This window comes from Bradyrhizobium sp. AUGA SZCCT0105 (assembly GCF_018129565.1).
GTDB lineage: Bacteria > Pseudomonadota > Alphaproteobacteria > Rhizobiales > Xanthobacteraceae > Bradyrhizobium.
In genome coordinates this window covers 582,283-608,044 of the sequence record NZ_JAFCMK010000002.1, presented here as the reverse complement: position 1 = coordinate 608,044, position 25,762 = coordinate 582,283, and the positions used below count along the sequence as shown (strand labels likewise).

27 protein-coding genes are annotated in these 25,762 nt (G+C 63.5%); 16 read left to right on the top strand and 11 right to left on the bottom strand.

Annotated features, from left to right (window positions below; genetic code table 11):
* Position 1 precedes the first annotated feature (1 nt).
* A complete protein-coding gene (locus JQ573_RS12020) occupies positions 2-358 on the top strand; it encodes a hypothetical protein (RefSeq protein WP_212310092.1) in 357 nt (118 codons plus the stop codon).
* Between the two features lie 104 nt (positions 359-462).
* On the opposite strand, the gene JQ573_RS12015 is transcribed toward JQ573_RS12020, so the two are convergent.
* A complete protein-coding gene (locus tag JQ573_RS12015; protein ID WP_212310091.1) occupies positions 463-1,806 on the bottom strand; it encodes a PLP-dependent aminotransferase family protein in 1,344 nt (447 codons plus the stop codon).
* A 181-nt stretch (positions 1,807-1,987) separates the two neighbouring features.
* Here JQ573_RS12015 and JQ573_RS12010 point away from each other — a divergent pair, with 181 nt between their 5' ends.
* Both JQ573_RS12010 and JQ573_RS12005 read left to right on the top strand, forming a co-directional pair.
* Entirely contained in the window at positions 1,988-2,224 is a 237-nt protein-coding gene (locus tag JQ573_RS12010) for a DUF1127 domain-containing protein (protein WP_212310090.1), read from the top strand.
* A gap of 274 nt (positions 2,225-2,498) precedes the next feature.
* Complete coding sequence (locus tag JQ573_RS12005) at positions 2,499-5,042, top strand: bifunctional diguanylate cyclase/phosphodiesterase (RefSeq protein WP_212310089.1); 2,544 nt, start codon at positions 2,499-2,501, stop codon at positions 5,040-5,042.
* 65 nt (positions 5,043-5,107) lie between these two features.
* Here JQ573_RS12005 and JQ573_RS12000 read toward each other — a convergent pair whose 3' ends face one another.
* Positions 5,108-5,326 (bottom strand): hypothetical protein, encoded by a 219-nt coding sequence (locus JQ573_RS12000; protein ID WP_212310088.1) that lies wholly within the window; start codon positions 5,324-5,326, stop codon positions 5,108-5,110.
* Between the two features lie 654 nt (positions 5,327-5,980).
* Here JQ573_RS12000 and JQ573_RS40615 point away from each other — a divergent pair.
* Complete coding sequence (locus JQ573_RS40615) at positions 5,981-6,115, top strand: hypothetical protein (protein WP_283815068.1); 135 nt, start codon at positions 5,981-5,983, stop codon at positions 6,113-6,115.
* A 440-nt stretch (positions 6,116-6,555) separates the two neighbouring features.
* Here JQ573_RS40615 and JQ573_RS11995 read toward each other — a convergent pair whose 3' ends face one another.
* From JQ573_RS11995 to JQ573_RS11970, 6 genes are all read right to left on the bottom strand, one after another.
* Positions 6,556-7,236, bottom strand: coding sequence for a Crp/Fnr family transcriptional regulator (locus tag JQ573_RS11995; protein WP_212310087.1), 681 nt, complete (start codon positions 7,234-7,236; stop codon positions 6,556-6,558).
* Positions 7,237-7,958: 722 nt separating this feature from the next.
* Positions 7,959-8,510: a hypothetical protein gene (locus JQ573_RS11990; protein WP_249131629.1), complete on the bottom strand. Its 552-nt coding sequence runs from the start codon at positions 8,508-8,510 to the stop codon at positions 7,959-7,961.
* Positions 8,507-8,875: a hypothetical protein gene (locus JQ573_RS11985; protein WP_212310086.1), complete on the bottom strand. Its 369-nt coding sequence runs from the start codon at positions 8,873-8,875 to the stop codon at positions 8,507-8,509. The genes JQ573_RS11990 and JQ573_RS11985 overlap by 4 nt, the downstream gene beginning before the upstream one ends.
* Before the next feature lie 35 nt (positions 8,876-8,910).
* Positions 8,911-9,210 (bottom strand): hypothetical protein, encoded by a 300-nt coding sequence (locus JQ573_RS11980; protein ID WP_212310085.1) that lies wholly within the window; start codon positions 9,208-9,210, stop codon positions 8,911-8,913.
* A 143-nt stretch (positions 9,211-9,353) separates the two neighbouring features.
* Positions 9,354-10,361, bottom strand: coding sequence for a MarR family transcriptional regulator (locus JQ573_RS11975; protein ID WP_249131627.1), 1,008 nt, complete (start codon positions 10,359-10,361; stop codon positions 9,354-9,356).
* A 237-nt stretch (positions 10,362-10,598) separates the two neighbouring features.
* The gene (locus JQ573_RS11970; RefSeq protein ID WP_212310809.1) at positions 10,599-10,808 is read right to left on the bottom strand and encodes a hypothetical protein; all 210 of its coding nucleotides are present in this window, start codon (positions 10,806-10,808) and stop codon (positions 10,599-10,601) included.
* Between the two features lie 535 nt (positions 10,809-11,343).
* Between JQ573_RS11970 and JQ573_RS11965 the strand changes: the two genes are divergently transcribed.
* From JQ573_RS11965 to rpoH, 7 genes are all read left to right on the top strand, one after another.
* The gene (locus JQ573_RS11965) at positions 11,344-11,667 is read left to right on the top strand and encodes a hypothetical protein (RefSeq protein WP_212310084.1); all 324 of its coding nucleotides are present in this window, start codon (positions 11,344-11,346) and stop codon (positions 11,665-11,667) included.
* A gap of 17 nt (positions 11,668-11,684) precedes the next feature.
* A complete protein-coding gene (locus JQ573_RS11960; RefSeq protein WP_212310083.1) occupies positions 11,685-11,915 on the top strand; it encodes a hypothetical protein in 231 nt (76 codons plus the stop codon).
* Between the two features lie 134 nt (positions 11,916-12,049).
* A complete protein-coding gene (locus tag JQ573_RS11955; RefSeq protein WP_212310082.1) occupies positions 12,050-12,535 on the top strand; it encodes an Hsp20/alpha crystallin family protein in 486 nt (161 codons plus the stop codon).
* 443 nt (positions 12,536-12,978) lie between these two features.
* A complete protein-coding gene (hspD, locus tag JQ573_RS11950) occupies positions 12,979-13,434 on the top strand; it encodes a small heat shock protein HspD (protein WP_212310081.1) in 456 nt (151 codons plus the stop codon).
* A 72-nt stretch (positions 13,435-13,506) separates the two neighbouring features.
* Positions 13,507-13,827: a hypothetical protein gene (locus tag JQ573_RS11945; protein WP_050403658.1), complete on the top strand. Its 321-nt coding sequence runs from the start codon at positions 13,507-13,509 to the stop codon at positions 13,825-13,827.
* 15 nt (positions 13,828-13,842) lie between these two features.
* The gene (locus JQ573_RS11940) at positions 13,843-14,352 is read left to right on the top strand and encodes a hypothetical protein (RefSeq protein ID WP_212310080.1); all 510 of its coding nucleotides are present in this window, start codon (positions 13,843-13,845) and stop codon (positions 14,350-14,352) included.
* Positions 14,353-14,372: 20 nt separating this feature from the next.
* Positions 14,373-15,320: an RNA polymerase sigma factor RpoH gene (gene rpoH / locus JQ573_RS11935; protein ID WP_212310079.1), complete on the top strand. Its 948-nt coding sequence runs from the start codon at positions 14,373-14,375 to the stop codon at positions 15,318-15,320.
* Positions 15,321-15,715: 395 nt separating this feature from the next.
* Here the strand turns inward: rpoH and JQ573_RS11930 are convergent, their stop codons facing one another.
* Positions 15,716-16,141: a universal stress protein gene (locus JQ573_RS11930; RefSeq protein ID WP_021077991.1), complete on the bottom strand. Its 426-nt coding sequence runs from the start codon at positions 16,139-16,141 to the stop codon at positions 15,716-15,718.
* A 156-nt stretch (positions 16,142-16,297) separates the two neighbouring features.
* Complete coding sequence (locus JQ573_RS11925) at positions 16,298-16,840, bottom strand: histidine phosphatase family protein (protein ID WP_212310078.1); 543 nt, start codon at positions 16,838-16,840, stop codon at positions 16,298-16,300.
* A gap of 94 nt (positions 16,841-16,934) precedes the next feature.
* On the opposite strand from JQ573_RS11925, the gene JQ573_RS11920 reads away from it, so the two are divergent.
* The 5 genes from JQ573_RS11920 to JQ573_RS11900 all read left to right on the top strand — a co-directional run bounded on the left by JQ573_RS11920 (position 16,935) and on the right by JQ573_RS11900 (position 24,923).
* On the top strand, positions 16,935-18,428 hold the full coding sequence (locus JQ573_RS11920) for an FAD-binding oxidoreductase (protein ID WP_212310077.1): 1,494 nt from the start codon (positions 16,935-16,937) through the stop codon (positions 18,426-18,428).
* A gap of 78 nt (positions 18,429-18,506) precedes the next feature.
* The gene (gene msrB / locus JQ573_RS11915; protein ID WP_212310076.1) at positions 18,507-19,007 is read left to right on the top strand and encodes a peptide-methionine (R)-S-oxide reductase MsrB; all 501 of its coding nucleotides are present in this window, start codon (positions 18,507-18,509) and stop codon (positions 19,005-19,007) included.
* A gap of 268 nt (positions 19,008-19,275) precedes the next feature.
* The gene (locus tag JQ573_RS11910) at positions 19,276-21,111 is read left to right on the top strand and encodes a flagellar hook-basal body complex protein (RefSeq protein WP_212310075.1); all 1,836 of its coding nucleotides are present in this window, start codon (positions 19,276-19,278) and stop codon (positions 21,109-21,111) included.
* A gap of 46 nt (positions 21,112-21,157) precedes the next feature.
* The gene (gene flgK, locus JQ573_RS11905) at positions 21,158-23,035 is read left to right on the top strand and encodes a flagellar hook-associated protein FlgK (RefSeq protein ID WP_212310074.1); all 1,878 of its coding nucleotides are present in this window, start codon (positions 21,158-21,160) and stop codon (positions 23,033-23,035) included.
* 7 nt (positions 23,036-23,042) lie between these two features.
* Positions 23,043-24,923, top strand: a complete 1,881-nt coding sequence (locus JQ573_RS11900) for a flagellar protein (protein ID WP_212310073.1) — start codon at positions 23,043-23,045, stop codon at positions 24,921-24,923.
* 134 nt (positions 24,924-25,057) lie between these two features.
* Here JQ573_RS11900 and flbT read toward each other — a convergent pair whose 3' ends face one another.
* On the bottom strand, positions 25,058-25,489 hold the full coding sequence (gene flbT, locus JQ573_RS11895) for a flagellar biosynthesis repressor FlbT (protein ID WP_212310072.1): 432 nt from the start codon (positions 25,487-25,489) through the stop codon (positions 25,058-25,060).
* Between the last annotated feature and the right edge of the window lie 273 nt (positions 25,490-25,762).

Sequence of the window (25,762 nt, the reverse complement as noted above, 5' to 3'; positions counted from 1 at the left end):
GATGACAATCCGGACCCCCTTTCTGGCTCTATGCCTTGTGCTCTTGAGCATCTCCCCGGCGCTTTCCAAGGGCAGCGTAGGCAACAAGCATGATCCGCTTGATCACAATCACGTCGACAATCTGCCGCCCGACGTGCGGCAATACGTTGCCGGAATTTGCAAGGGAACGCCGGTCGCGCAGCACGACTTTGCGACCTACTCACCGCAAGAAAAGCGCTGGCGGATCAACCTCGAGTATCTGCAATGCGGCGTGATCGGGGAATATCGCCGAGGCAACCAGTGCCTGGATGTGGATTTCGTAGCCGACCGCGCGCATTTTCGTCTCGTGAGAAAGACGTATGCGGCCTGTGGCTTTTGATGCTCTGGCGCTCGGATCAACGAGAATAGGCCGCTGCGAGTGCAGCGATCGCGAGTGCTATTCGATTCTGGACTACTGCGCCGCTTCGGAGTGAGCGTGCGACGTCATTCCGTCGAATCGAAATCCTCCTCGGTCGCGCTCAGCATTCCCGCCAGGGTCCGCAGGCCGAGGTCGAGTTGCTCCATCGGCGGCGCGGCAAGCGCGAGCCGCACCGCATTGGGCGCGTGTCCCGGCGTGGCGGCGAAGGTGGTCGACGGCGTCAGTGCGATGTCGCGGCGGGCCGCGGCCGCGACCAGGGTCTGCGAGCGCCAGTGCGGCGGCAAGGTCAGCCACAGATGATAGGATTTCGGGTTGGTCTGGATCTCGAAATCGGCCAGATGCTTGGCCGCGATCTGCTGGCGGCGGCCGGCGTCGATCCGCTTCAGCCGTGACAGTTCGGCGGCGGTGCCGTCGGCCATCAGCCGCTGTCCGGCGGCGAAGGCGTAACCCGATGCCGTCCAGCCGCCCGAGCGCACCGCGGCCATGATGCTTTCGCGCAGCCGCGGCGGCGGGACGATGAAGCCGAGCGCAAGGCCGGGCGCGACCTTCTTCGACAGGCTGTCGAGCACGATGCAGCTGTCCGGCGCGAGCGCGGCCAGCGGCACCTCATCGTCGAGGAATCCGTAGACGCCATCCTCGATGACGACGAGGCCGAGCTTCTCCACCACGCGCAACAGCTCGGCGCGGCGCTCGGCCGGCATCGTGATGCTGAGCGGGTTCTGGATCGTAGGCTGGATATAGATCGCGGACAGATGCGCCTCGCGGTGCGCCTTCTGCACCGCGTCGGGGCGTACGCCGTGCTCGTCCATCGCAAGCGGCACCAGCGCGATGCCGAGCCGCGCGGCAATGCCCTTCACGAACGGATAGGTCAGCGCCTCGACGCCGCAGCGGCCGCCGGGCGGTACGACTGCGGCAAGCGCGGAGGCGATGCATTGCCGGCCATTGGCGGTGAACACGATCTGGTCGGGATTCGGCGCCCAGCTCTTGCGCGCCAGGAATTCCGCGGAGATCGTGCGCGCCGCCCGCGTGCCGAAACTGGTCGCCGGCCGCAGCGCACCCTCGAGCACCTCGGGCCGCTCCAGCCCTTCGAGGCTCTTGGCGATCATCGTCGCCTGATGCGGCAGCAGCGGATAGTTGAATTCGAGATCGATGCGGGCGCCGCGCGGCTCGGTCGGAGCGGCGATGCCGCGGCGCGCCTCGCCGGACACGAAGGTGCCGCGGCCGACTTCACCGACCACCAGCCCGCGCCGCAACAGCTCGGTGTAGACCCGGCTCGCCGTCGAGACCGCGATGTTGCGGTCATAGGCGAAATGGCGCTGCGGCGGCAGACGGTCGCCCGCCTTCAGCGCGCCGCTGGCGATCTCGGCGGCCACCGCATCCGCCAGCTTCAGATACTCGAACCTCGACATTATTGCACCGAGAGCAATGTTTTACTTGCTCCGAGCAATGTACCGGATCATTTAAGAGGGAACAAGCCCATGATTGCACCGAGGAGCGCGCAAGCGATCCGAGGTTACGACGGCGCAGGTGTCGAAACGGCATTCGCGTCAACGGCATAGCTTTGCCGTTCGGGCATCGAAGGAGATGACAATGACGACGATATACTCAGCTGCGGCATCGCCCGTGCGGTCCAGCATGATGGGCGGATTGCTCCGATTGCTCCGAGTGTGGGGCGATGCACTCGCGACCTATTGGGTGCGCCGCGAGGCGATCAAGACGCTGCGGCAGCTCGATGACCGGACGCTGCGCGACATCGGAATCTCGCGCTGCCAGATCGAACCCGCCGTCGCCGGCGATTTCGATATCGAGCTGGTGCAAATCCGTTGAGCAGCGGCGTGGTGTGACGGCTTCCCGTGATCGGAGCGGTCGCATCGCAAGCGTCGCGATGGTTCGCTGCGCGGCTCTAGGCAACCAGTGTTTGAGCCTGGCGAAGAACTGTTTGGATTAGATCGCGTCCGGACACCTCGCTCCGGTTGCAGAATTCACGGAAACTACACCAAAGAAGCGGAAGAACCCCGGTTTGTCACCGCCGTCGCTCCAAGGTTGTGACGCTCCATGCTAGCGTATTGGTTGCATGCGCTAGCGTTGTAGTTGGGGACCGATGGCCGCTCGCAAATTGTCGCAAGGGCAGGCCCCGACCCGGGAAGCGCGCCGCCGCTGGCATGAGGAGCGGTCGCTGCGGTGCGCCATCAGATTGGCCCGCATGGGCTACTGGGAGTCGCAGAGCGCCGCCGCGACCGATCTCTGGATATCGCCCGAGCTCGCAGCGTTCTACGAATTCGAGACGGTCGACGGCTACATCCCGATCGCGACGGTGCGTGAGCGCTATCTGCCTGAAAGCCGGAAGGTTCTGGAGGCGCATTACGCGGCCTGCTGGGCGGAGGGGCGGCCCTATGCGGTGCGGACGCGGCTCCGCAGTCCCGACGGCAGCCTGCTCGACTGCGTGGTGCATGGCGAGCCGGAATTCGACGCGCGCGGTCAGGTCCGACGCGTGTCCGGCATTGTCCGCGACGTCACGGAGGAGACCTCCGCGCTGCGGCGCCTGACGGAGAGCGAGCAACGGCTGGCCGATTTTGTCTCGACAGCCTCGGACTGGTGCTGGGAGAGCGACGCTGCCCACCGGCTGCTGCCCTATCCCAAGTCGCTGGCCGGCAATGCGGCCTTCCAGACCGTTGCGTCTGGCGGCAAGGCGCGCTGGGAGCTGGCTTATGCCCCCGAGGACGGCGAGGCCATGGCGCGGCACCGGGCCGACATGGAGGCCCATCGCCCTTTTCGCGACTTCATCTATACGCTGATCGGCCAGGACGGGTCGCGCGTCAGTATCTGCACCAGCGGCAAGCCCATCTACGCCGATGATGGCAGCTTTCTCGGCTATCGCGGCACATCCAGCGACATCACCCAGCTCAGGGCGGCCAAGGCCTTGCTCGACCAGCGCACGCGGGCGCTGGAGGAAGCTCACCGGCTCGGCAAGATCGGCACCTGGAGCTACCGCCTGGACACCGGCCGCACGACCTGGGCGCCCGAACTCTACCAGCTTCTCGGCTTCGACCCCGACACGTTCGAGCCGACCGACGAGAGCATGCGGCCCTATTTCCTGGACGGCGACGCCGACCGCTTCAAGGATCTGCAGAGGAGGGTCGTCCGCACCCGAAGGACCGAGGCCACCGACCTGCGCATCCTGCACGCGGACGGCACGGCCCACGATCTGGCGGTCATCTGCAAGGCGGAGGTCGCCCACGACAAGGTCGTCGGCATCATCGGCACCGTGCAGGACGTCACCGAGCGCAAGGAGGCTGAGCGCCAACTCGAGCAGCTCGCCTATACCGACCCTTTGACCGGCCTCGCCAATCGTGCGCTGTTCACGCGCCAGCTCGCCGCCCTGATCGAGGGCTGCACGCGGCAAGACCGACGCGCCGCGCTGCTGCTCATCGATCTCGATCGCTTCAAGGAGGTCAATGATTCCCTCGGCCATGCCGCCGGCGACAAATTGCTGATCCAGGTGGCGGCTGCGCTGCGGCAGGAGCTGGGGCCGCGCGCTTTCATCGCCCGGCTCGGCGGCGACGAATTCGCCGTGCTGGCGGAGGGATGCGGCATGTCCGACGCCGCGCTGACCAGGCTTGCCGATCGGCTCATCGGCAAGCTGTCGGTCCCCGTCGATCTTGCCGAGGGCGAGGCCTTCGTCGGCGCCACCATCGGCATCGCCCGCCTGCCGGAGCACGGGGCGACGGCGGAGACCGCCGTGCGCAATGCGGACCTCGCGCTCTATATGGCCAAGGAGGCCGGGCGCGGCCGCGCGCAACTGTTCGAGCCGGTCTATGCCCAGGCCGTCGATCAACGGCTCGATCTCGGCCGGCATCTGCGCCACGCGGTGGAGGCCGGCACCCTCGAGGCCCATTACCAGCCGCAAGTGGACCTGAGGACCGGCCGCGTCACCAGCTTCGAGGCGCTGCTGCGCTGGACCCATCCCGAGCGCGGGCCGATCTCGCCGGCAGAGTTCATTCCGATCGCCGAAAGCTCCGGGCTCATCGTCGATCTAGGCCTGTGGGTGCTGCGCGAGGCCTGCCGGCAGGGCCGCGCCTGGCTCGATGCCGGGTTGCTGCCGCGCTCCGTCTCGGTCAACGTCTCGCCGGCGCAGATCTGGAACGTGGATTTCGATGCGGCCGTCGCGGCCGTGCTGGCGGAGACCGGCTTTCCGGCGAAGCTGCTCTGCCTGGAGCTGACCGAAAGCCTGTTCGTGGATCATACCGAGCAGCGCATCAGTCGCACGCTGACGGCGCTCTCCGGTCTCGGAGTCCGACTGGCGCTCGACGATTTCGGTTCGGGCTATTCCTCGCTCGGCTATCTGACGCGCCTGCCGTTCCACTGGCTGAAGGTCGACCGCGCCTTCGTGGATGGCATTTCCACCGCGCCGGAGAAGCGCAAGCTGCTCGGCGGCATCATCGCCCTGTCGCATGGGCTCGGCATGACGGTCGTGGCGGAGGGAGCCGAATTGGCGGCCGAGGTGGACGTGCTCGGCGGGCTCGATTGCGACCTCGTGCAAGGCTTCGTGTTTTCTCCGCCCGTCACCGCCGACAAGGCGCCGCTGGTGGCGGCCAGCATCGAGCGCGAGGCGTGCCGGATCCAGCCAAAACGGAATCGCCTCTAGGCGAACGCCTGCGAAGCCAAGGGCAAGATCACGGAAGACAACTGAGGCGGCCTATCTATTGTCGTTCAGGTTGAAGCCTCTGCGCTGACGAAAACATCGAACACCTCGTAAGCCTGCTGCGGCGTCTTTCCTTCCTTGAATGCGCTTGCGAAACTGAAGATCGCGTCCGCCAAAAGGAATTCTTCCGGGACAGGAAACAGGGTGCGAAGTTCGGCGAGCCAGCTCGCGTAGGAGGGTGGGTTGAACTTACCCAAGGTGTAGTTATCGCTGAATGAGGTGCGCATTTAGGTCGGAGCCTTCAGGCCGGGCGAGGCAAGCCACTCGGTCATGTGCGAGGCGGTCTCAATCTGCCGTGCTCTCCGGATCAACCTCTCACGCTCAATACCTGGCGGAGTGCCCCTCGCTAGCTTGCGAAGTCGCTCTGCCTCATCGGCAAGGCGGTTGTATAGAGGTTCGCCTTGTGGCTGGTAACGGCGTCGCTGCATGTCGCTGCTCCTCTGTTGGAGAAGGCGGGAGCGCGTGATGGCGTTCTCATCACCGTGGGGCCAATAAGGCGGTGCGGTGATCGGGGTAATCTGGCATGTCCGGTAGCCGACATACTGGTCAATATTGACCACATCGACAGAAGTTAACGGCGCACATGAAATAGGACGCCATAACGATAGCCGGTTGCGTCTCGATCGCACTTACCTTGCTGATCCTAATCCTCGTCTTCGCCAGTATGGATGAACAAAAATAGGGCCGTTCGTGACCGGGACGGACCGAACGGCCCCAGCCAGCCCACAGTACTAAAATGGGAAGAATGGGCTGACACCCAAGTTACGGGGCAACCAGGTAATCGGTTGCGCGAGCCAATGGCGGAACTAACTCAAATTGAGTTGGTTTTTCATTATTGGTGTCAGTTCGGAAGTCCGGTTATGTGTAACAAGTGCTCGGAGTTGGACGAGAAGATCGCGCACTACCGTTCGCTCAGGATCCGGATCACGGATCAACTGACCCTAAGCGGCCTCTCGCTCTTGATCGAGCAGTACGAAGCCGAGAAGCGCGAGCTCCATCCCGAACCGAAAAAGTAAGGCCGAGCGGCGAATGCGAAGAGGTTTCATCTGCGGCGCTTTCTCGACCGCTCGACCAACAGCTGCCAGCTGGCAAGCGGTACAACGGTGCGGCTTACGGTTCCGCGCTCGCACGCCTCAAGGCCGCCGGTTCAATTCGGCGGGTTTTTCTGTCGGTTTTGGGGGAAACGGCGAGGGGCTGATCCGGCTTTTTAGATTGATGCCTTTCGGGCCGGCCCGCTTCCACTGGCCGCGCAAATCTGGCGGCCCACCGCCGTTCGAACTTTCTTTGAATATCGCGAGGAACGTCGCTCATAACCCACCTTCAGGTCCACCCCTCGATAGAGCCTCAACGCGCAAGGCGCTCTAAAGGATCCTCATTCGCGTGACGCGGTCCTTTTTCTTTTCAGGCGAACAGGTCGTTTCTGGCCGGGAGAATCTTCACGTACGTCCTCCCGCTCTTACAATTCGCGCTTGATCTCGGGCTTGTCGTACAAGACCGCGTTCAGCAATGAACTGTTGACCTCGATTTTTCCGTTGTAGCTGATGAAGCCGAGCTTGCGGAATCTGTTCATGAAGAAGCTGACGCGGGATCGCGTCGTTCCAATCATTTCGGCCAATGTCTCCTGGCTGATATTTGGACTGATCGGTTGAGGGCTGCCCTCCTTGCCGAAATTCGCCAGCAGGAGCAGCAGGCGCGCCAACCGTTTTTCACTGGAGTTGAAGAGCTGGTCGATCAGGTCCTCTTCAATCCGGCTGTTGCGTGTCAGCAGATAGGCCATGAACAGCTCGGAAAATTTGGGTTCATCGTGCAATGCCGCGACCATGGCGGTCTTCGTTATCGCGGTCACCAGGCATTCCTCCATCGCTGTCGTCGTCGCGATACGCAGCGAATGGCCGTTCATGCAGCCTTCGCCAAAGAACTGGCCGGGCTCCAAAATGCCGACCACGGCTTCCTTGCCTTGCTCGGATATGACAACAACCTTGACCCGGCCTTTCTGGATATAGAAAACCGTATCTGCCACGTCGCCCTGCGCAAAGACGATCTCATCCTTGCGAAACGCGAGAATGCTCTTCCCTTCGCCTACCTTGGCGAGAAACTCCTTGGGATCAAATATGGCGTGGTTGGCATTTTCTGGCATGTCCCGTTTCGTCCCCGCGCGGTGGGACGCCTAGCTTATCATTCAGCCGCCGGCTTTTCGAAGTAAAAGTGCCGCACAGTGGAAGCGCAGCCGGAATGGGAGCACCGGGCTGCCGACAAGCTGATGGAGCGGTCAGCAGGCGAAGTCCGAGCCGGACCCCAGATCGCAAACACCGACTAGAGTGGCGGCTAGATCGCAGCTGCAAAACTTCCAGTCGTCTTGCATTCCGGGCACTGGAAGGTGCGGACTTCATGACCCGGTTGAGCAGGTTCAATGCAAGCCAACCGCATAGGCTTGCCACACCTGGAGCACGGAAGAATTCCGATCTCCGCGCGACTGTATAGCGGATTTGGGTGGACAGATGACATCATGCTTTCCCCTGTATTGGGCGGGAGCATTATCTCCGTCGCCGGTAACTGCCTATTCGGACGGCGATGAAGCCGGTCTAGCCCAATGCGCCAATGCGGGGCTGGTCAATATTGCTCACATCGGAAAAGTTAAACGAAGGCGCACGAAATCAACTCCAACCCGCACATGAAATAAATCCATTGTCGCAGGAACCTCTTATCGACTGACTCTATTTGCGCCCTGCGAGGCAGCCGGGTGGCGCAGGACACCGCGCCCGGCACACGGATGCCGCCGCGCTGCATGCCGATGCCCCGGCCGAGGAACGTGACCCCGCCGAAGCCGACTAGAGCACAAGTCGATCTCGATCACCGAGCCTAGCGCGCTTCCGGGGAAATGCGATAGGCCTGATGGCAGGCAACGCAATTCCTCATCGTATCGGCAAGGGTCTTGTTGATCTTCGCCGCCGGCGCGCGCGCAGCCGCCTGCTCGGCGATCTGGTCAAAGCCGCTACGGACCGAGCCGATCATCGCCTTCCAGGCGTCGCTTTCCTTGGCCGCCAGGGTGGGAGGCCGGACCAGCGCGGCATTGGCCTTGCGGCCGCGTGCCGCTGCTTCGCGTGCGACCAGATCCAGATCGCCCGAGCCAAGCCCTTCCTCGACTTCCACGACGGTGGCCAGGAACAGTCGCATCTGCTCCAGCACGAAGGCTTTCTCCGCGTCCGTTCGTTGCACCGGCTCTCGTGTATCGGTCGGTTGCTCAGCCCCTGCCGGACACGCAATTGCGCCAAGCAATGCAAGAACGGCGATGACGATCGGAGCGATCCGGTAACGCATGCTGCTAGTCCTTCGATTAACGCCGCGCATGATAGAGCCGATAAGAGGCGATGGACCGTTCGCCGCGGTGAACATCGTCTGGTGCCGGATCATTTCCGCTCCACCAGAAGGGCTCGACAGTCCGATTCGCCAGCATTTTCAGCCGTATGCGAGGAAGTCACAGGGCCCGCGCTGGCCACTCCGGCCTTGTTCTTCAGTTCGCGCGTCGTGCCGTCCGGATTGTGGACCCGCACGGTGCAGTCATCGAGCGCGTAGACCACGAAAGGAAGAGGGTGCGAGTGCGCCTTGTCCGTCGCACCTTTCTTCCAGGTGGCCGCGATCACACGAAAGTTCTGATCTTCGAAGATGACCTTATAGACCGTCGGGTCGGCCTGGTAGGAGGGAGGAGCGTTCTGCGCCGCGGCCGAACCGATCCAGATAGCCGCAACACTTAGTCCGAACATCGAACGTCTGATCATAGCCAAATCCTTTTCGGGAGAAATATCGAGAAGCGCTAGAGCAGACCTTGGGCGGCGGCATTGTCGCGATCGACCTGCCGTTGCCCGACGGTCGACAGCTCTCTGCTGCACGCAGCGAACGTGTCCGTGCCCAGTCCGAACATTTTACAGAACCGGCGATCCTCCTCGGCAACCATCCGCACAACGTCATCATGTGCGGCGGCGCGCATGGCGGGACCTGAGATAAAGGCGGCGTAGAGGCCAAAAGCGGCCAATATCGCAATGAACGCGCCGCATACCAGCGGACGGAGCGGCACGGCAGTTGAGCCGCGCGCGCCGCTATCAATCCCGGTCATCAAAATCGTCCTCAAAAAGAATGGAAACTGAAAATATGGCCATTGGGCAAGGTTGGCCGCGGATTGAGTCTAGCCGTTCCAAGCAAAGTGCAGTCGGAAAACTTTGCGCCTATCGAATGCGCAAAGAAAAGTCGCCGGCAGGATCAGTCCGCGATCAAAAGCTGGTCGGCGGAGCTGCGCCGAGCCTCCGTCCAGTTGCGCATCGCCACGAGATTGACCGCATCATGCAGGTACATTCCAACTGCAAGGCCATGATCGTAGCTCACCCAGTGGCGCGGCGTGATTTCGATGCTCCTCCCACCGCGTCCCATGATCCTGACAAGACCGGCCGCCTGCGCGGCGTTCATCAGGTTGCGGATATGAGTTCGTGAAACGCCGAAGCGATCCGCCACATCCATGTAGGGGATCGCCGCGGTCGGGTCGCCTGCATCCATGGCGGCCCTCAGGACCGCATTCTGAATCAGCGGCCCCGCGGCATGGGAAAAAAACAGCATCGTGTCGGGCAGCGTCATCATGAGGCGAACTGAGACCGGAAAGAATGCGAGGCCCACGCGGCAATGGGTCACGTTGAAGGCCTGATCTCGCGACAGCACCGGGCCGTAATCATGATCGGGATACAGCTTTGCAAGCGGCACGAAATGCGTCGCAAGCCATTCGGCGTGATGCGAGCGCAGCTTGTCGGTGGTCGCCAGGAGCCGCACGCGTCGGTCGGACGGCGCGCGGCTCTGCTCGATAAAGCCGACCTCGCACAGCCGTGCCAGGAGATGATCGACCTGGCGGTCGCTCACCTGTCCGTGCATATTGAGTTGCCGCTTCAGGGCCGAGACCGTGAACCATGTTTCGCGTCGCGCCGGATCCTGCGCGGCTTCGAGCACCGCTGCGCTCAGGAAGACGAGGAATCGGCCGGCCTGTAGCAGCAGGCGAACCAAGAACGGATCACCCTCGTACAAATCACAGAAAGCCGCGACATAGGCGCGTCGCGCTTCCGGGAGGCCGGGATGGCTCACAATCTCCTCGAAGCTCAGCCGCAACTTGCGGCCCGCCAGGCGCTCGAGTTCGTCCTTTTCCAAGGCTGCCCCCAGTCTTGAAGTTGCGAGAGTACAAGGCCACCCCGAGGCTAGCAATGTCTCTCCTGCAATTTTGGCCTCCAAGCTCGTAACGGTCAGAAGCTGAACTCGACGTGAGCACAAGGGGCCGCTGTGGAGTGCGTGGCGACCGGTCACCGTCGGTGACCGCCTTGTTGAGGCTGAGCGCCGGTGAGGCTCTGGCGCTTGACGTCCTTTGCCTGATAGTGACGAGAAAGGCAGCCTCCCGCCGCAGGTCAAGAAGGTCTGCCGGGGAGGCGACGGCGGTAAGGGCCGTGCCGTCCGAGGGCATCGGCCGTCGCATCAGAACAGTCTCGTCCGCATCGGATCGCACGGCCGCGAAACCGGTTCGATGCTTGAAATCGACTGCGGCGCTGCGGCTGGCGGCTCGATGTGCCGATCGGAACTGGCGGGTTCGGGCCGGTCACCCAGCAACAGTAGCCCCGCCACCAGCATCAGGGCTGCGCAGAGAATGGTGAAACCGGCGGCAACCAAGTCTCGGTAATCGTCCATCCTGTTTCTTGCTGTCTCAGTTCACGCTCAGGATTCGTGCATCTCGGATTCCGGTCAGCCGCCGAACACCGGCGCAGTGTCGACCGGCCCGCTGGCCACAAAAGAGCGTGGCGAAGGTCGTTACGGCAAAACCGGCGATTGGCACCGGCTGAATCTGACTGGGCGGCCTGAAGCCTCAACCGTTCAGAGCGACGATCGTTCAAAGTGAACCGACGCACCGGCTGGAAGGTCGCAAAAAATTTTGCCCGAGCCCTTGAACGGCGTTTTTTCGATTCCCAAGTCGGTTGCCGCCGGGAGGCCGTGGAGGTCAAAACCCGACACAGCGGCGCCGGCGATGGACTTCCGATGAGGCCATCACGACGATGGCCGGCTCACGCTCGAAGGAGAAAGGAGAGACATACCAGGAGACCCAAGATGAGCAGACGCATGCAAACTCGATCGCGCAAAAGCGGGACGGCTGTACTGCATTGGCTCATGTTCGTCCTCAGCTTTCTGACGATCGGATGGATCAGCTTCGTACCGACAGGAGGATGAGATGGCCAGGAATCAAAAACCCGTCTCCGCCACGCTCGAGACTTTCAGCCGTAGCCGGAGATTTATCGCCGGCACCTTCGCATTGGCGATGTTGTCGCCGACCGGCGCCATTGCCATGGACAGCACGCCCAAAGCTATGTCCGATCGAGCCGGCCATGTATTGCCGCTCCCACCCGTCCGCTATCTCGATTCGATGCGCTGGATGGATTGGAAGCCCGGCGCGCCGCTGTTCAAGGTCGACACCCTGCTGCTGCCGGACAGCAGCCACCCCGGCATGTTCCGCCTTCCCTGGGATGACGAGCGGGACCTGCCCCGTGTCAGCTGAAGCCGACGAGGCCGAAGATGTCCAAGCCTGCATCCTGGCCGCCCGTATCGCAGGGCGGGCGGCCGCTTCCGCAGAACGTGCGCGCTTTTCTCGTCGACAGCGAACGTCGCGTCGTGTCGCACTGCCAAAAGCTGCTGGCGCAGCATGACCTGCCGGGTGAACTCCGGCAGAGGTTGCTCCGCCTGGCCGCGGCAGCCGAGGACCAGATGCAACGCCTTGCAGGCGCGCACGAGATCAAAGCAGCTTAAAAATCAAAGGAGGCGCTTGAAAGAACCGCAGATCTTGACCGCAGCCACAGTATCGGGACGCCGGGTGTGGGCACGTGCGCCCGCACCGCCCCGTATCAACAGGAGAACAAACCCGTATCAGCAGGAGAAGAAACATGGCTATTCGTGATCTCATTCCCTGGACAAAGAACCAGGAGCTTGCGCCCGTGCGCGATACCTACGATCCCTTCATGACGTTGCATCGGGAGATGAATCGTCTGTTTGACGATGTGTTTCGCGGCTTCGGCGGCACCGGTCCGCTCATGGAGGGCCGCTTCGGCTGGCCAAGGCTCGAGCTGAACGATGGCGACAAGAACCTGACCATCTCGGCGGAGCTGCCCGGCATGACGGAGAAGGACGTCCAGGTCGAAATTGCCAATGGCGTCCTGACCATCCGCGGTGAGAAGAAAGCCGAGCGCAACGGCGAGGGCAAATACTTCACCGAGCGCTATTACGGCTCTTTCGAGCGCCAGATCCCGCTCGAGGGCGTGCACGAGGACAGGGCGGAGGCATCGTTCAAGAACGGCGTCCTGACGATCTCCTTGCCGAAATCCGACAAACCGCGAGAAGGCGTCAAGCGCATTGCTATCAACACCCATTAGCGGGCGACGAGATCGTGCTGGATCGCCATCGCGCTTTGGCTTCTTGTCTGAACATGGACATCTTCGGAAAACCGCATCCCGCTTTTCCGGATCGTACTCCAGGCCAAATCATGCGGGCAGCGCTGAAGGCGCCGCCCGCATTGCTGCGCCCTTGGTGAACGGGCGTTTCCCTGGCCAATGCACCGGGCCGCAGTCTTCATCGGCGCAACCGGGGCCGACGGAGCTCCCTCGGTGTCTGTTAACGAAAGCCGGAGGCGCCGGGCCGCCGCTGACGGTCTCCAGAAAATTTTCTGCCCCCCTCTTGAAACCAAAAGCGACCTTGCTAATTTTTTTGTCGCCACCAAGCGGTGGCGTCTGGGCGCCGCAAGGGCCCGGGCACTGAGGCGGGCACCGGTAGTGTCCGGTGTCGCTCGTATCCATCTTGCTCTTAGGAGGATTTGGCTATGCGCACTTACGACTTCTCTCCCTTGTGGCGCTCGACCGTTGGCTTCGACCGCCTGTTCGACCTCGCGGAAATGGCCCAGCGGGCCGGCGAGGACAACTATCCCCCCTACAATATCGAACGGCTGGCGGAGGACCGCTATCAGATTTCGCTGGCGGTTGCCGGTTTTGCGCCCGGCGATATCACGATCACGGCCGAGCAGAACGTGGTCACGATCGAAGGCAGCAAGTCCGACAAGGCCGAGCGGGACTTCCTCTATCGCGGAATCTCGACCCGCAACTTCAAGCGCCAGTTCAATCTGGCGGACTATGTCCAGGTCAAGAGCGCCGCGTTCGACAATGGCCTGCTCAAGATCGAGTTGGTCCGGGAAATCCCGGAAGCCATGAAGCCGCGCCGGATCGCGATCAACGGCGCACCGGCCGACAACGTCCAGAAGCTTGAAGCCAAAGCAGCCTAGTCAAGGCTCCGGTTGGCAGCCGCGCGACGCGTTGCGCGGCCGCCGCTCATCGTCAATGAAAAGGAGGACACCATGCGGCCGACGACCGCCGACGACAATGTTTTCGACTTCAACGCGCTGCTTCATCCCGGCACCGTCTTCGAGCACCCGAAGGATGTGGTGAATCACCCGGTCCTCACAGTCGCCGAGAAGCGAGCAATTCTGGCATCCTGGGCGTCGGATGCCTCTGCAATCGCATCCTGCCCTTCGATGCGTTCGCCTGCCGGACTGAAGAAGCCGGTTTCGATCGACGAGATACTGGAAGCGCTGTGCGAGCTCGATGGCGGTCCCCGGAATTCTCCCGGAGGCAAGCCCTGCCGATTGCGCTCTACCGAACGTGCCATCGCTGCCTGAGGCCGGGGGTGGATCATGCTCGAAGCGAACCTGCAACGGCTGCGCGCGCACCGAAGGAATATCGACCGCTATCGCAGGCTGCTCGCAACGCGTCTTTCGGACCTTGAACGCCGCTATATCGAGCGCCGATTGAGCGAAGAGCAGGCCTCTGCGACAGGACTTCTGCGAGACGCGTTCCCCGACCGCCTCTGCGCGCTGCTGCCGAGGATCGAGGGACGCACGACAACGCTTGAAATGGCCGCGCTGCTGGACCCGGCCGGTGCATTCGCTCATCCGATGGACGTCGTCGACGACTGCGATCTGACGCCGTACGAGAAGCGGGCAATCCTGTCATCCTGGGCCGCAAACGGTTGCGCGGTTGCGGGACCAAGCCAGCCCTCTCAGGATAATGCCGTCAGCTTCGACGACATCGTTGATGCCCTGCACCTTGTAGAGCCGGAGCCGGAGGCCGCCACCGATCACGGTAACGGATCTGGACGTCAGCAGGGGCGCGATGGTCCGGACACTGTTTCCATTGACGTCTAGGAAGCTCTTGCGAGGGGCAAATGCATCAAACCGTCTCTCAACTGCAGCCATCCATCGGCAGCGGGCTAACGCACTATCTCGGCCAAATTCGCAAGTTTCCGATCCTGACTCAGGAGGAGGAGACCCGCTTCGCACGGCGCTGGCGTCAGCACGGCGACCGCGATGCAGCCTATCGCCTCGTCACCAGCCATCTGCGTCTCGTCGCGAAGATCGCGATGCGCTACCGGGGCTACGGCTTGCCAATCGCGGACATCGTTTCCGAGGGAAATGTTGGCTTGATGCAGGCGGTGCGGCGCTTTGATCCAGAGCGCGGGATTCGGCTTTCGACCTATGCGATGTGGTGGATAAAGGCGACAATCCAGGAATATGTCCTTCGGTCGTGGTCGCTGGTGAAGATTTCGGCGAGTTCTGCACAGAAGAAGCTGTTCTTCAAACTGAGGCGAACCAGGAGCGCGATTTCGGCTCTCGATGACGGGGATCTGCGACCGGATCAAGCCAAGACAATCTCTGAACGCCTCAAAGTATCTGAACGTGACGTCGTGGATATGGATCGTCGCTTGCGCGGCGACGTCTCCTTGAATTCCCGGCTCAACGACGCGCCGCAGGCGGGTGATGCACTCGAACGACTGGTCGATCCTTCACCTTGCCATGACATCAAGTTCGCTGAAGACGAAGAACTGGCGCAACGTCGCGCAGCCTTGAAAGCTGCCATTCAAACTCTCAGTCCGCGCGAAAGACATATCTTCACGGTGCGCCAACTCACCGAGGCTCCTCCCAAACTCGACGCGCTCGCGATCGAGTATGGCATCTCGCGCGAGCGCGTCCGCCAAATAGAGTCGCGGGCATTCCAGAAAGTCAAATCCGCGATGCAGCAAGGAGAAACCTGCCGGACGCAGCGCTCAGCCAAATCAACCGACACGCAGTTCGCTCGCCAGTCTGACTCGCTAGGTCTGAGACGCACATGTTAACGCCTGTCGTTCTCTCCCTGCTGATTGCAAATGCCATGGCCGCAACTGGAGTTGCCTTTGCGGCAGGGCTAATCTGCGCCCTTGAGGACCCGTGCAGGCCAATTCCACCATGACCGCAGGCGCAATTCCACCACGGCCGTAGGCGAGTGAGTCCGCGTCCTGGTCGGATCAAGGCAGGATGAGATCAGGTCGCGGCCGCAAATAGTGCGCGTTTCCTCTCCCGCCTGCGACGCGCGGGGTGTTCGAGCGCAATTTCGGATTATTAGAAGAATATCCTTGAGTTGCCCGACGTGTCAAGCCGCGTTGTCGCCTCGCCGCGCCGGCCGGCTACTGTGCATGGGGTTGTTTTCGATATTTTGGCAGCGCCGCCTGCGACGGCCCCATAACTTATCCCGCTAGTGCCGCACCACGAGCACCGAGCATTTGGCGTAGCGCACGACGTGCCCGGCATTGGAGCCGAGGAAGTAGGTGCGCATCGCCGGGCGGTGCGAGGTCATCACGATCAGGTCGGCCTTCATGGTCGCGGCCTCCTCGAGGATCTCGTGATAGATGCCGCCCTGGCGGACCACGCCGGAGATGCGCCCGGGAGCGATGCCGGATTCGCGCGCGACGATCGCAAGCGCTTCCTCCGATGTTTCACGCTGCTGGCTGTCGAAATCCGCCGGGACATATTCGGCGAGCATCACCGGCGTCATCGGCAATACGTTGAGCAGACGCACCGCCCCGTTCCAGGTTTGCGACAGCGTCGCAGCGGTTGCGATCGCCGGCTTCGCCAGATCGGTATCGGCGAGGTCGATCGGCACGAGAATTGACTTGTACATCTGCGCCTCCTGTCCGCGATTGGTCTGGAGCCGTTTGGTCCCTGTGCCGGGACGCGCGCCTTCTTTTTCTTCGGTAGCTCGTCGTGTCGCCGCGAACCGGTCCCCCTGTCGCGCCGGCATCAACATAGCATGGCAGAGCTGCGTTGTCCGCTTGCGTCAGCCGCGCGAGGCCTGCTTCAACAGTTTAGGGCTAACGAACAGCACGAGCTTGCCGCGCCGGAAGGAGACCTCGTTCCAGTCGTCGGTCGCGAAGTCGAAGACGGCGAGCCCTGAGGTCGGCAAATTGTCGCCGAGCGCGCGCTTGGCGGCCTCGTCGCCGCTGCCGGTCAGCGTCAGCGCGAGCTCGTGCATGCCGGGATTATGGCCGATCAGCATCAGCCGCTTCGGGTCGGTGACGGAGGCCATCCGGATCGCGGTCAGCAACTGCGCCGGATCGGCGCCGTAGAGTTCCGGCACGAATTCGACTTTCGGCGCAGGTCCGGCGCCCTTCAGCGCTTCGCGCACGATCTCCCAGGTCTGCGTGGTGCGGACCGCCGGCGACACCAGCGCCAGATTGGGCAGGGGCGGATGGCGGGCGATCCAGCCGCCGATTTCCGCCGCATCGCGGTGGCCGCGGTCGTCGAGACGACGGTCCTGGTCCTGCCCCGAAGGCGCGTCGGTTTCGGTCTTGGCGTGACGCAGCAGCAGCAAACGGCGCATGGACTTCCATCTCGATTCGGTCTGGTCGAATTAATTCTACAGGCGGATGCCCTGGACAAGGTGACAAGCGCCGCAGCGGTTCGTAAGAAACGACATGAGCGAGACTTCCACAAGTGCGGCGGACGGCCCCGACGAGGCGGCCTCGCCGTCCCGCGACCGCCTGGCGTTCGACCTCGACGTCGACATTTGCGTGGTCGGGGCGGGGCTGGCCGGCCTGACCGTGGCCCGCGAGGCGGCGCGGCTTGGCGCCAGCGTCGCCGTGCTCGAGGGTCGCCAGGTCGGCTGGAACGCCTCCGGCCACCATCTCGGCACCGTGATGCCGGGTTTCGGCCTGCCGATATCGGATGTGATCGAGCGCGTCGGCCTCGACGATGCCCGCGAGTTATGGGCGCTGTCGAAGGAGGGCGCCGATTACGTTCGCGCCACCGCCACCGAGGATCTTATCCCGGGCATCAGGGCGAGCGACGGCGCGCTGGAAGTCTCCAATGTCGATGTCGGCGAAGCGCTGATCAGCCGCCTGCAGACGCTGGGCGAGGAATTCGCCACCGAAGTCGAAGGCTGGCAGGTCGATCGGGTGCGCAGCGTGCTCAGGACCGGGCGCTATTTCCACGGCATCTATTATCCGAAGGCGTTCCAGATCGACGGCCGCAAATATGTGCACGGTCTCGCCGCGCTGGCGATGCGGGCGGGTGTGCGGATCTTCGAGGAGACGCCGGTCGTCAGCATCGATTTTTCCGGCATTCGCAAGCGCATCGTGACGCCGACGGCGCGGTTGCGTGCCAACCATATCGTCCTCGCCGGCAATATCCATCTCGGTGCGCCGCTCAAGCGTTTGTCGGATACACTGCTGCCGGTGTGGCGCTATGCGGCGTTGACCGAACCGCTCGGGGAACGACTGGCGGAGGCGATCGCCTTTTCCGGCTCGGTCGTCGACAGCGACGGCATCGACCACTTCCGTGTCGTCGATGGCGATCGCCTGTTGTGGGCCAGTCCCGAAACCACCTGGGACGCGCGACCGAAGCGGCTCGGTGCGGCGGTACAGCGTCGCATCGCCACGGTGTTTCCTCAGCTCGGCAAGGTTCCGATCGCCGACACGTTCGGTGGCGCAGTCGGCGTCACCGTGCATGGCATGCCGCAGATCGGCCAGTTGCGCAGGGGCCTGTGGGTGGCGAGCGGCTTCGGCCGGCAGGGGCTCAACACCTCGGCGCTCGCCGGGCAGTTGATCGCGCGCAGCATCCTGTGGGGCGACGACCGCTGGCGGCTGTTTTCTCCGTTCGAGCTGGTCTGGGCCGGCGGCACCACCGGCCGGGTCGCCGGTCATTTCATCAGCCTGTGGGCGAGGGGCGCCGCGTCCGCGGCGGGCGTGCTGGCGCGTTACCGCGAGGGTGCACGTGCGAAGGAGCGCCGCCGCGAGGCGCGGCTGGCCGAGGCCAATCTCAAGGCGGGAACCCGGGGACCGGCGCCCCGCCGTCCGCCGCCGTCCGCGGTGCGGCCGGTGCGACCCGCGCCCCGCCAGGTTGAGGACGGCGAGCAGCCGTCTGCTCATCCCTCGCAAGAAAGTGAGCGGATCTCCGACGGGCGGATGTAACGTCTGGCGGCGGGGTTCGTATTTGGTGGCAAGCCAGTCTTGTTCGCCAGCTTTGGCCGCCCGCATCGGAGATGATTGATGATCGATCGCCGCATCCTGCTTGCTTCCGTCGCCAGCCTGTTCGGCCTTGCCGCCTTCCGCTGGCTGCGCGCCTCGCCGGCGCAGGCCGCCGAGAAATTCGAGATCGAGAAGACCGACGCCGAATGGCGCGCGCAACTCACGCCGCAGCAATACGAGATCCTGCGCAAGGAGGGCACCGAGCGGCCGGGATCGAGCCCGCTGCTGAAGGAGCACCGCAAGGGCACCTTCGCCTGCGCCGGCTGCGACCTGCCGTTGTTCTCGTCCGAGACCAAGTATGAGAGCGGCACCGGCTGGCCAAGCTTCTGGAAGCCGCTGGACAATGCGATCGGCACCACGTCGGACCGCACCTTCGGCATGCTGCGCACCGAGGTGCATTGCCGCCGCTGCGGCGGCCATCTCGGCCATGTCTTTGACGACGGCCCGAAGCCGACCGGGCTGCGCTACTGCATGGACGGCTTTGCGCTGGTGTTCCACCCGGCCGCACCCTCGGCGACCTGACGCCCACAGCGTTTGCGAGTGAAGTGGGTACCGGCTCGCGTCAAGAAAGCGCGTCCGACCAAGACGAATGAGCGCGGCCAGGCCTGCGCTCTGTCCCGGCAATTGTTGCCTGCCCGGCAATTGTGCCCCGGTTAAACGGCCGGGGCTTTTTTTTCAAGCGCATGATTTTGTTACGTTTCGTTTCGTGGCACGACCTTTGCGACATGCTCCGCCGATGCGGCCATTCCTGTGATTGCCAGCCGCCGGGAATCGAATTGGAGAACATGTCATGGGTATCTTCGGCGCTCTTACGACGGCGGTCGGTGGCTTGCGCGCAGGGTCGTACGCGCTCGAAAACATCTCCGGCAACATCGCCAACTCCCAGACTACGGCCTTCAAGCGCATCGATACCTCGTTTCTCGACCTCGTTCCGCAGACCGCGCTGACCGCGCAGCTCGCCGGCGGCGTCACGGCGCAGTCGCGTTCAACCAACTCGGTGCAGGGCGACGTGCAGTCGGCGTCGGTCGCGACCTTCATGGCGATCAACGGCAACGGCTTTTTCGCGGTGCAAAAGCCGGGCGGCTTCACCGACGGCTCGCCGGTGTTCGACGGCGTCGACCGCTACACCCGCCGCGGCGATTTCCAGCTCAACAAGGACGGCTACCTCGTCAACGGCGCCGGCTATTATCTCGAGGGCGTCCCGATCGATCCGACCACCGGCAACCCCTCGGGCTCTTCGCCGCAAACGCTGCGGTTCAAAAACGACTTCCTGCCGGCGCAGCAGACCACCAAGATCGACTATCGCGCCAACCTCGCGTCCTATCCCTTGACCACCGCGCACGACACCTCGGTTCCGGGCTCCGAGCTGATCCGGCCGGGCGCATTCAGCGCCGGACATAACCCGCTGGTGCTGGGCACGCCGGCCGCGCCGTACACCGATTCCTCCGTCACCGGTACCGCGCAAAACAACAAGGCGACGCCGTCGGTCGCCAATACCGCCGCGACCCTGCTTTCGGGCGCTGCGGGCAGCGATTCGATCAATGCCAGCTTCAGCGCCGGCTCCGCCGGCCCGCCGGTGGTGCCCGCCGATACGATCACGGTCAACGGCACCGTCATCACCTTCGTGGCCTCGGGCGCGACCGGCAACCAGCTCAACGTCACCGACAGCATCGGAACGATGCTCGCCAAGATCGACGCGATTACCGGCACCGCGACGCCATCGACCATCAGCGGCGGCAAGATCACCCTGCACTCGGGTACGTCGGCCGACCTCAATGTGACCAGCTCGAACACGACCGCGCTCGCGGCGCTCGGCTTCACCGGCTCGGCGGTTGCGACCCGCGGCGGCGGCGGCACGGTCGGCACCGGTCAGGTGGTCGGCAACGACAACTCGACCTTCCTGAACCAATCCGTCTCGGGCGGCGCCGTCACGGCTTACGACGTGTCGGGTGCGCCGGTGAACCTGCAATTCCGCTGGGCCAAGACCGACAGCTCCTCGTTGGGCTCCGGACATACCGATAGCTGGAACCTGTTCTATCAGGTCAATCCCAATGCAACCGGAACGCAGGTCTCCTGGCAGAACGCCAACATCAACTTCACTTTCGGGGCGAACGGCCAGATGTCGCCGGCGATCTCCTCGGTCGCGCTCAACAATGCCGTCGTCAACGGCGTGTCGCTCGGCAGCCCCGTGATCAATTTCGGCTCCGGCGGCGTGACCCAGTTCGCGGACGCCAACGGCAACGTCCAGGTCAACCAGATCCAGCAGGACGGCTTCCCAGCCGGCCAGCTGCAGTCGGTCAGCGTTTCCACCAACGGCCGCATCGTCGGCAACTACACCAACGGCCGCAACATCGACCTCGCCGAGATCTCGGTGGCGACCTTCAACGGCACCAACTTCCTCAAGCGCATCGACGGTGGTGCGTTCGAGGCGACCGACGAATCCGGCGGCGCGCTGTTCGGCAAGGGCGGTAGCACCATCGTCGGTTCATCGCTCGAGAGCTCGAACACCGATATCGCCGACGAGTTCACCAAGCTGATCGTGACCCAGCAAGCCTATTCGGCCAACACCAAGGTGATCACGACAACCAATTCGATGGTGCAGGACCTCCTGAACGTCGTGCGCTGATCGCATCAGACATGCGCGTGTGAAGCAGTAAAGGCGAGTACACATCATGGGTTTGAGCCAAGCCCTTTCCACCGCGATGTCGGGCCTGCGCGCCACGCAGGCCTCGCTCTCGCTCGTGTCGTCGAACGTCGCCAACGCGGAGACGCCGGGCTACGTCAGGAAGACGCTGAACCAGGATACCGGCACCACCGGCCAGTTCGGGTCGAGCGTTCTCATCACCGGCGTCAACCGCCAGCTCGACGAATTCCTGCAGACCCAGCTTCGCACCGAGACGTCGGGCGCGTCCTACGCCGACGTCCGCTCGAGCTTCCTTGCCAATCTGCAGGGCGTCTACGGCAATCCCGACTCCACCGGCACGATCGAGGACGCCTACAACAAGTTCCTGACCGCGGTGCAGGGCTTGTCGACCAGCCCGGACTCGCAGTCAGCCCGGATCGGCGTCGTCAACGCCGCGCAGTCCATGGCGCAGCAGCTCAACGCGACCTCGCAGGGCATCCAGACGCTGCGCGCCAACGCCGAGGCCGGCATCAGCGATTCCGTCAATACCGCCAACAATGCGATGCAGCAGATCGCGCGCCTCAATGTGCAGCTGCAGGCCAACGGCGGCACAGCCGATGCGTCGACCGCGGCATTGCTCGATCAGCGCGATCGTTACGTCACTCAGCTTTCGCAGCTGATGGACATCCGCACCGTCACCAACAGCCAGAACCAGGTGACCGTGTTCACCAACTCCGGCGTGCAGCTGGTCGGCACCGAAGCGGCGACGCTCAGCTTCAATGCCCAGGGCACGATGACGCCCAACACGCAGTACAACACCGACCCGACCAAGAGCACTGTCGGTACCATCACCATCAATTTCCCGCATGGCGGCACCTATGACATGGTGTCGACCAACTCGATCCGGTCAGGCAAGATCGCCGCCTATCTCGAGCTGCGCGACAACACGCTGGCGCAGGCCCAGACGCAGATCGACCAGTTCGCCGCCGCGATGTCGAGCGCGCTGTCGGACAAGACGACCGCGGGCACCGCGGCGACGGCGGGGGCGCAGACCGGCTTCGACCTCGATCTCTCGGGGCTGCAGAGCGGCAACACCATCCACGTCTCCTACAAGGACAACACCACTGGCGTCACGCACAATCTGTCGCTCGTCCGCGTCGACGATCCGAGCGTGCTGCCGCTTAGCAACACCGCAACCGTCAATCCGAACGACGAGGTGCTGGGCGTGGATTTCTCCGGCGGCATGAGCTCGGTGCTGTCGCAGCTCAACGGTGCGCTCGGCGGAACCGGCCTGCAATTCTCCAATCCGTCCGGGTCGACCCTGCGCGTGCTCGACGACGGCGCCGCCAACAAGGCCGATGTGACCGCGGCCTCGGTCACGTCGACCGTTTCGTCGCTGACGTCGGGCGATCCGCAGCTTCCGCTGTTCACCGACAATGGCGGGCTCTACACCGGCGCGATCACCGCGAACGGCTCGCAGTCGACCGGCCTTGCCGCGCGCATCAGTGTCAACACCGCCCTGGTCGGCGATCCCTCGCGCATGGTCGTGTACTCGACCAATCCGCAGACACCGGCCGGCGACACCACGCGCGCGAACCTCATTCTGAACCAGCTGTCGAACGCGTCGTACAGTTATTCGCCGAAGACCGGCCTTGGCACATCAGGCGCGCCGTTCACCGGTACGCTGTTGAACTTTGCCAAGCAGTTCATCAGCCAGCAGGGTGAATCGGCGACGGCGGCCAAGCAATTGGCCGACGGTCAGGACGTCGTGCTGAATACGTTGCAGACCAAGATGGACTCGACCTCCGGCGTCAACATGGACGAGGAGATGGCGCATCTGCTGTCGCTGCAGAATGCCTATTCCGCCAACGCGCGCGTGATGTCGTCGATCAAGCAGATGTACGACGCGCTGCTGCAGCTCACGTGAGGGTAACATGTCGATCGACGGCGTAAGCGGCAGAACTTCCTATATCGGCACCACGATCCTCAACCTGCGCAGTCAGCTCAATGACCTGACGACGCAGCTTGCGACCGGCAAGGTATCGACGACCTATGCGGGGCAGGGGCTCGATCGCGGCTTCGCGCTCAGCCTGCGCGCCCAGATCAGCGGCATCAACGCGTTCTCGGATACTGCGACCAACCTCAACACGCGGCTGGGTGTCGCCAACCTCACACTGCAGGGGCTGTCCGACGTCGGGAGCCAGGTGAAGAACGCCGCGACGACCGCGACGCTGACGCTCAACAACAGCGGGCAGACGTCGGGCCAGATCACGGCGCAGGCCGCGTTCTCCAATGCGGTTGCGATGCTGAACAGCCAGTCGGGCGACCGCTATCTGTTCTCCGGCCGCGCCATGGATACGCCGGCCACGGTGTCCGCCGACACCATGTTGAAGGGCACCGCAACCCAGGCCGGCCTCACCCAGCTCATCAACGAGCGCAAGCAGGCCGATCAGGGCACCAGCCTGATGGGACGCCTGAGCGTCTCGTCGCCGCCGGCGACCACGACAGTGACCAGCGTCGCCGAGGACGGCTCGCCGTTCGGCCTCAAGCTGCTGTCGGTGCAATCGTCACTGACGGGCGCCACCGTGACCCAGCCGGCCGGTACGCCGAAGTCCACCTCGGTCGATCTCGGCGCCGTCAATCCGAAGGATGGCGACAAGATCAAGTTCAACTTCACGCTGCCCGACGGCACCACCGATGCGATCGAGCTCACGGCGACGACCACGAACCCGCCGCCGGCCGGCTCGTTCCTGATCGGTGCCGACACCACGGCGACGACGGCCAACCTTCAATCGACGCTGACGTCGTCCATCAAGACGCTGAGCGACACGTCGCTGGTCGCGGCGTCCGCGGTCGCGGCGTCCAACAACTTCTTCAATCCGGTCGCGACCGTCGCGGGCGCCGCCGTCAACAACCAGAACGCGCCGCCGGCGCCGATCAGCGGTGCCACGGCCCTTTCGGGCGCGGCGGGCACCAACTCGCTGTCGACGAGCTTCGCGGCCGGCGACACCATCACGGTCAACGGCGCCCCGATCACCTTCGTTGCCTCGGGCGCCACCGGCAACCAGCTCAACATCACCGACAGCGTGCAGACGCTGATGGCGAAGATCGACCAGGTCAGCGGCACCAAGAACCCGTCGACCATCAGCAATGGTGCGATCACCTTGCATGGCGCCGACGGCGCGAGCCTCTCGATCTCGAGCTCGAATGCGGCCGCACTCGGCGCGCTCGGCATCGCCAACAACACGACCGCAACCCCGGCGCCGCTCAGGGTAGGGGGACCGCCGTTCGATACCGCGACCAACCTGGTCGCTGGCACGCCTGACAACACCGTGTACTGGTACACCGGCGAGAACGGCCCGGGATCGGCGCGCGGCACCGCCGTCGCGCAGGTCGATCAGTCGATCACCGTGCAGTATGGCGCGCGCGCCAACGAGCAGGCCTTCCGCTACCTGCTGCAGAACGTCGCGGTGTATGCGGCGGTGACCACCAACGCCAGCAACCCGAATGCAAGCGCGCAGGTGACGGCGCTCGCGCAGCGCGTCAGCGGGAATCTTGCGCCGCAGAACGGCCAGCAGCAGATCCAGGACGTGCAGGCCGAGTTCGCCGGCGCGCAGACGGCGACCAAGGCGGCCACCGATCGTCAGACCCAGCTCAAGGCCATGGCGGAAACGATGCTCGACTCGGTCGAGGGCGTCAATCAGGACGAGGTCGCGACCAAGATCCTGGCGCTGCAGACCAGCCTGCAGGCGTCGTACCAGACCACGTCGATGCTGTATCAGACCACGCTGTTGAAATATCTGCCGATCGCCTGATCGCTTGCCCCTCATCTCCAGCTAGCAAAAAGGCCTCCCTCGGGGAGGCCTTTTTCGTTCAGGCGAGGGCTAGAGCGTTTTCAAGCGAAGTGGATGCCGGTTCGCGTGAGGAAGACGCGTCAAGACAGGAAGCGCTACGCGCTCTTGCGGGTATCGTCCTGATTGCCGTTTCGCTGACCGCGCGCGGTTTCCAGCAGCTTCTCCTCGTGCGCGATCAGCTTCTTGGATTCCTTCAGCGCGTGATAGAGATCGCCGTTGAGGATGAGGTTGTTGACGCTCTCGATGAACGGCCAGGCGCTGGGCATCGCGGTGATGATGTCGCGCACCAGGCTGAAATAGGTCGGGTGGTGCGCCATCGGGTCTGGCGACAGATACATCAGCTGCACCGCGAGATAGATCAGCTTCGCCGGCGTGTCCGCGGTCTCCGGCGTCAGGATATCCTTCTCGCGCAGGATCGGGATGCGGTCGCCGTCGATCAACAGGCGGGCGCGCTGATCGGTGTTGGTGATCACGCAATTGCCGACGATGATGCGCTCGTTCGGTTTGAGTTCAACCTTCAGGGCCATGACCGTTCTCCTTTGCCGGCAGTCGTGCGATGTCGCCGCTAGCGGAACATGTTCGGCGCTGCTTAGCAGCCGCCGTTGCGGCCCGGGGCCGATGCGACAGCGATCCTTTCCCATGATGGTTAACGCTTGGTGAACGGCGGGGCCGCGCGAGTAATAGCCCTCGGCCGAAATCGGCAATCGTCTCAGTAGTTTTCGCGGCGAACTTCGCCCAATGGCGACAATTTTATTCTTCGGCATTTGCCTTAAATGCCGCGTTGGAGATTTCTTTTTCCT

Excerpts from the sequence above, each read along its gene's own strand:
- JQ573_RS11925 (WP_212310078.1), bottom strand. The coding sequence starts at position 16,840 with ATGCGCCGTTTGCTGCTGCTGCGTCACGCCAAGACCGAAACCGACGCG.
- JQ573_RS11970 (WP_212310809.1), bottom strand. The coding sequence starts at position 10,808 with ATGGACGATTACCGAGACTTGGTTGCCGCCGGTTTCACCATTCTCTGC.
- JQ573_RS11910 (WP_212310075.1), top strand. The coding sequence starts at position 19,276 with ATGGGTATCTTCGGCGCTCTTACGACGGCGGTCGGTGGCTTGCGCGCA.
- JQ573_RS12000 (WP_212310088.1), bottom strand. The coding sequence starts at position 5,326 with ATGCGCACCTCATTCAGCGATAACTACACCTTGGGTAAGTTCAACCCA.
- JQ573_RS11920 (WP_212310077.1), top strand. The coding sequence starts at position 16,935 with ATGAGCGAGACTTCCACAAGTGCGGCGGACGGCCCCGACGAGGCGGCC.
- JQ573_RS12020 (WP_212310092.1), top strand. The coding sequence starts at position 2 with ATGACAATCCGGACCCCCTTTCTGGCTCTATGCCTTGTGCTCTTGAGC.
- JQ573_RS11965 (WP_212310084.1), top strand. The coding sequence starts at position 11,344 with ATGGCCAGGAATCAAAAACCCGTCTCCGCCACGCTCGAGACTTTCAGC.
- JQ573_RS12010 (WP_212310090.1), top strand. The coding sequence starts at position 1,988 with ATGACGACGATATACTCAGCTGCGGCATCGCCCGTGCGGTCCAGCATG.
- flgK (WP_212310074.1), top strand. The coding sequence starts at position 21,158 with ATGGGTTTGAGCCAAGCCCTTTCCACCGCGATGTCGGGCCTGCGCGCC.
- rpoH (WP_212310079.1), top strand. The coding sequence starts at position 14,373 with ATGCATCAAACCGTCTCTCAACTGCAGCCATCCATCGGCAGCGGGCTA.
- hspD (WP_212310081.1), top strand. The coding sequence starts at position 12,979 with ATGCGCACTTACGACTTCTCTCCCTTGTGGCGCTCGACCGTTGGCTTC.
- JQ573_RS11900 (WP_212310073.1), top strand. The coding sequence starts at position 23,043 with ATGTCGATCGACGGCGTAAGCGGCAGAACTTCCTATATCGGCACCACG.
- JQ573_RS11960 (WP_212310083.1), top strand. The coding sequence starts at position 11,685 with ATGTCCAAGCCTGCATCCTGGCCGCCCGTATCGCAGGGCGGGCGGCCG.
- JQ573_RS11940 (WP_212310080.1), top strand. The coding sequence starts at position 13,843 with ATGCTCGAAGCGAACCTGCAACGGCTGCGCGCGCACCGAAGGAATATC.
- JQ573_RS11945 (WP_050403658.1), top strand. The coding sequence starts at position 13,507 with ATGCGGCCGACGACCGCCGACGACAATGTTTTCGACTTCAACGCGCTG.
- JQ573_RS11995 (WP_212310087.1), bottom strand. The coding sequence starts at position 7,236 with ATGCCAGAAAATGCCAACCACGCCATATTTGATCCCAAGGAGTTTCTC.
- JQ573_RS12005 (WP_212310089.1), top strand. The coding sequence starts at position 2,499 with ATGGCCGCTCGCAAATTGTCGCAAGGGCAGGCCCCGACCCGGGAAGCG.
- JQ573_RS12015 (WP_212310091.1), bottom strand. The coding sequence starts at position 1,806 with ATGTCGAGGTTCGAGTATCTGAAGCTGGCGGATGCGGTGGCCGCCGAG.
- JQ573_RS11985 (WP_212310086.1), bottom strand. The coding sequence starts at position 8,875 with ATGATCAGACGTTCGATGTTCGGACTAAGTGTTGCGGCTATCTGGATC.
- JQ573_RS11990 (WP_249131629.1), bottom strand. The coding sequence starts at position 8,510 with ATGATCCGGCACCAGACGATGTTCACCGCGGCGAACGGTCCATCGCCT.
- JQ573_RS11955 (WP_212310082.1), top strand. The coding sequence starts at position 12,050 with ATGGCTATTCGTGATCTCATTCCCTGGACAAAGAACCAGGAGCTTGCG.
- JQ573_RS11930 (WP_021077991.1), bottom strand. The coding sequence starts at position 16,141 with ATGTACAAGTCAATTCTCGTGCCGATCGACCTCGCCGATACCGATCTG.
- flbT (WP_212310072.1), bottom strand. The coding sequence starts at position 25,489 with ATGGCCCTGAAGGTTGAACTCAAACCGAACGAGCGCATCATCGTCGGC.
- JQ573_RS11980 (WP_212310085.1), bottom strand. The coding sequence starts at position 9,210 with ATGACCGGGATTGATAGCGGCGCGCGCGGCTCAACTGCCGTGCCGCTC.
- msrB (WP_212310076.1), top strand. The coding sequence starts at position 18,507 with ATGATCGATCGCCGCATCCTGCTTGCTTCCGTCGCCAGCCTGTTCGGC.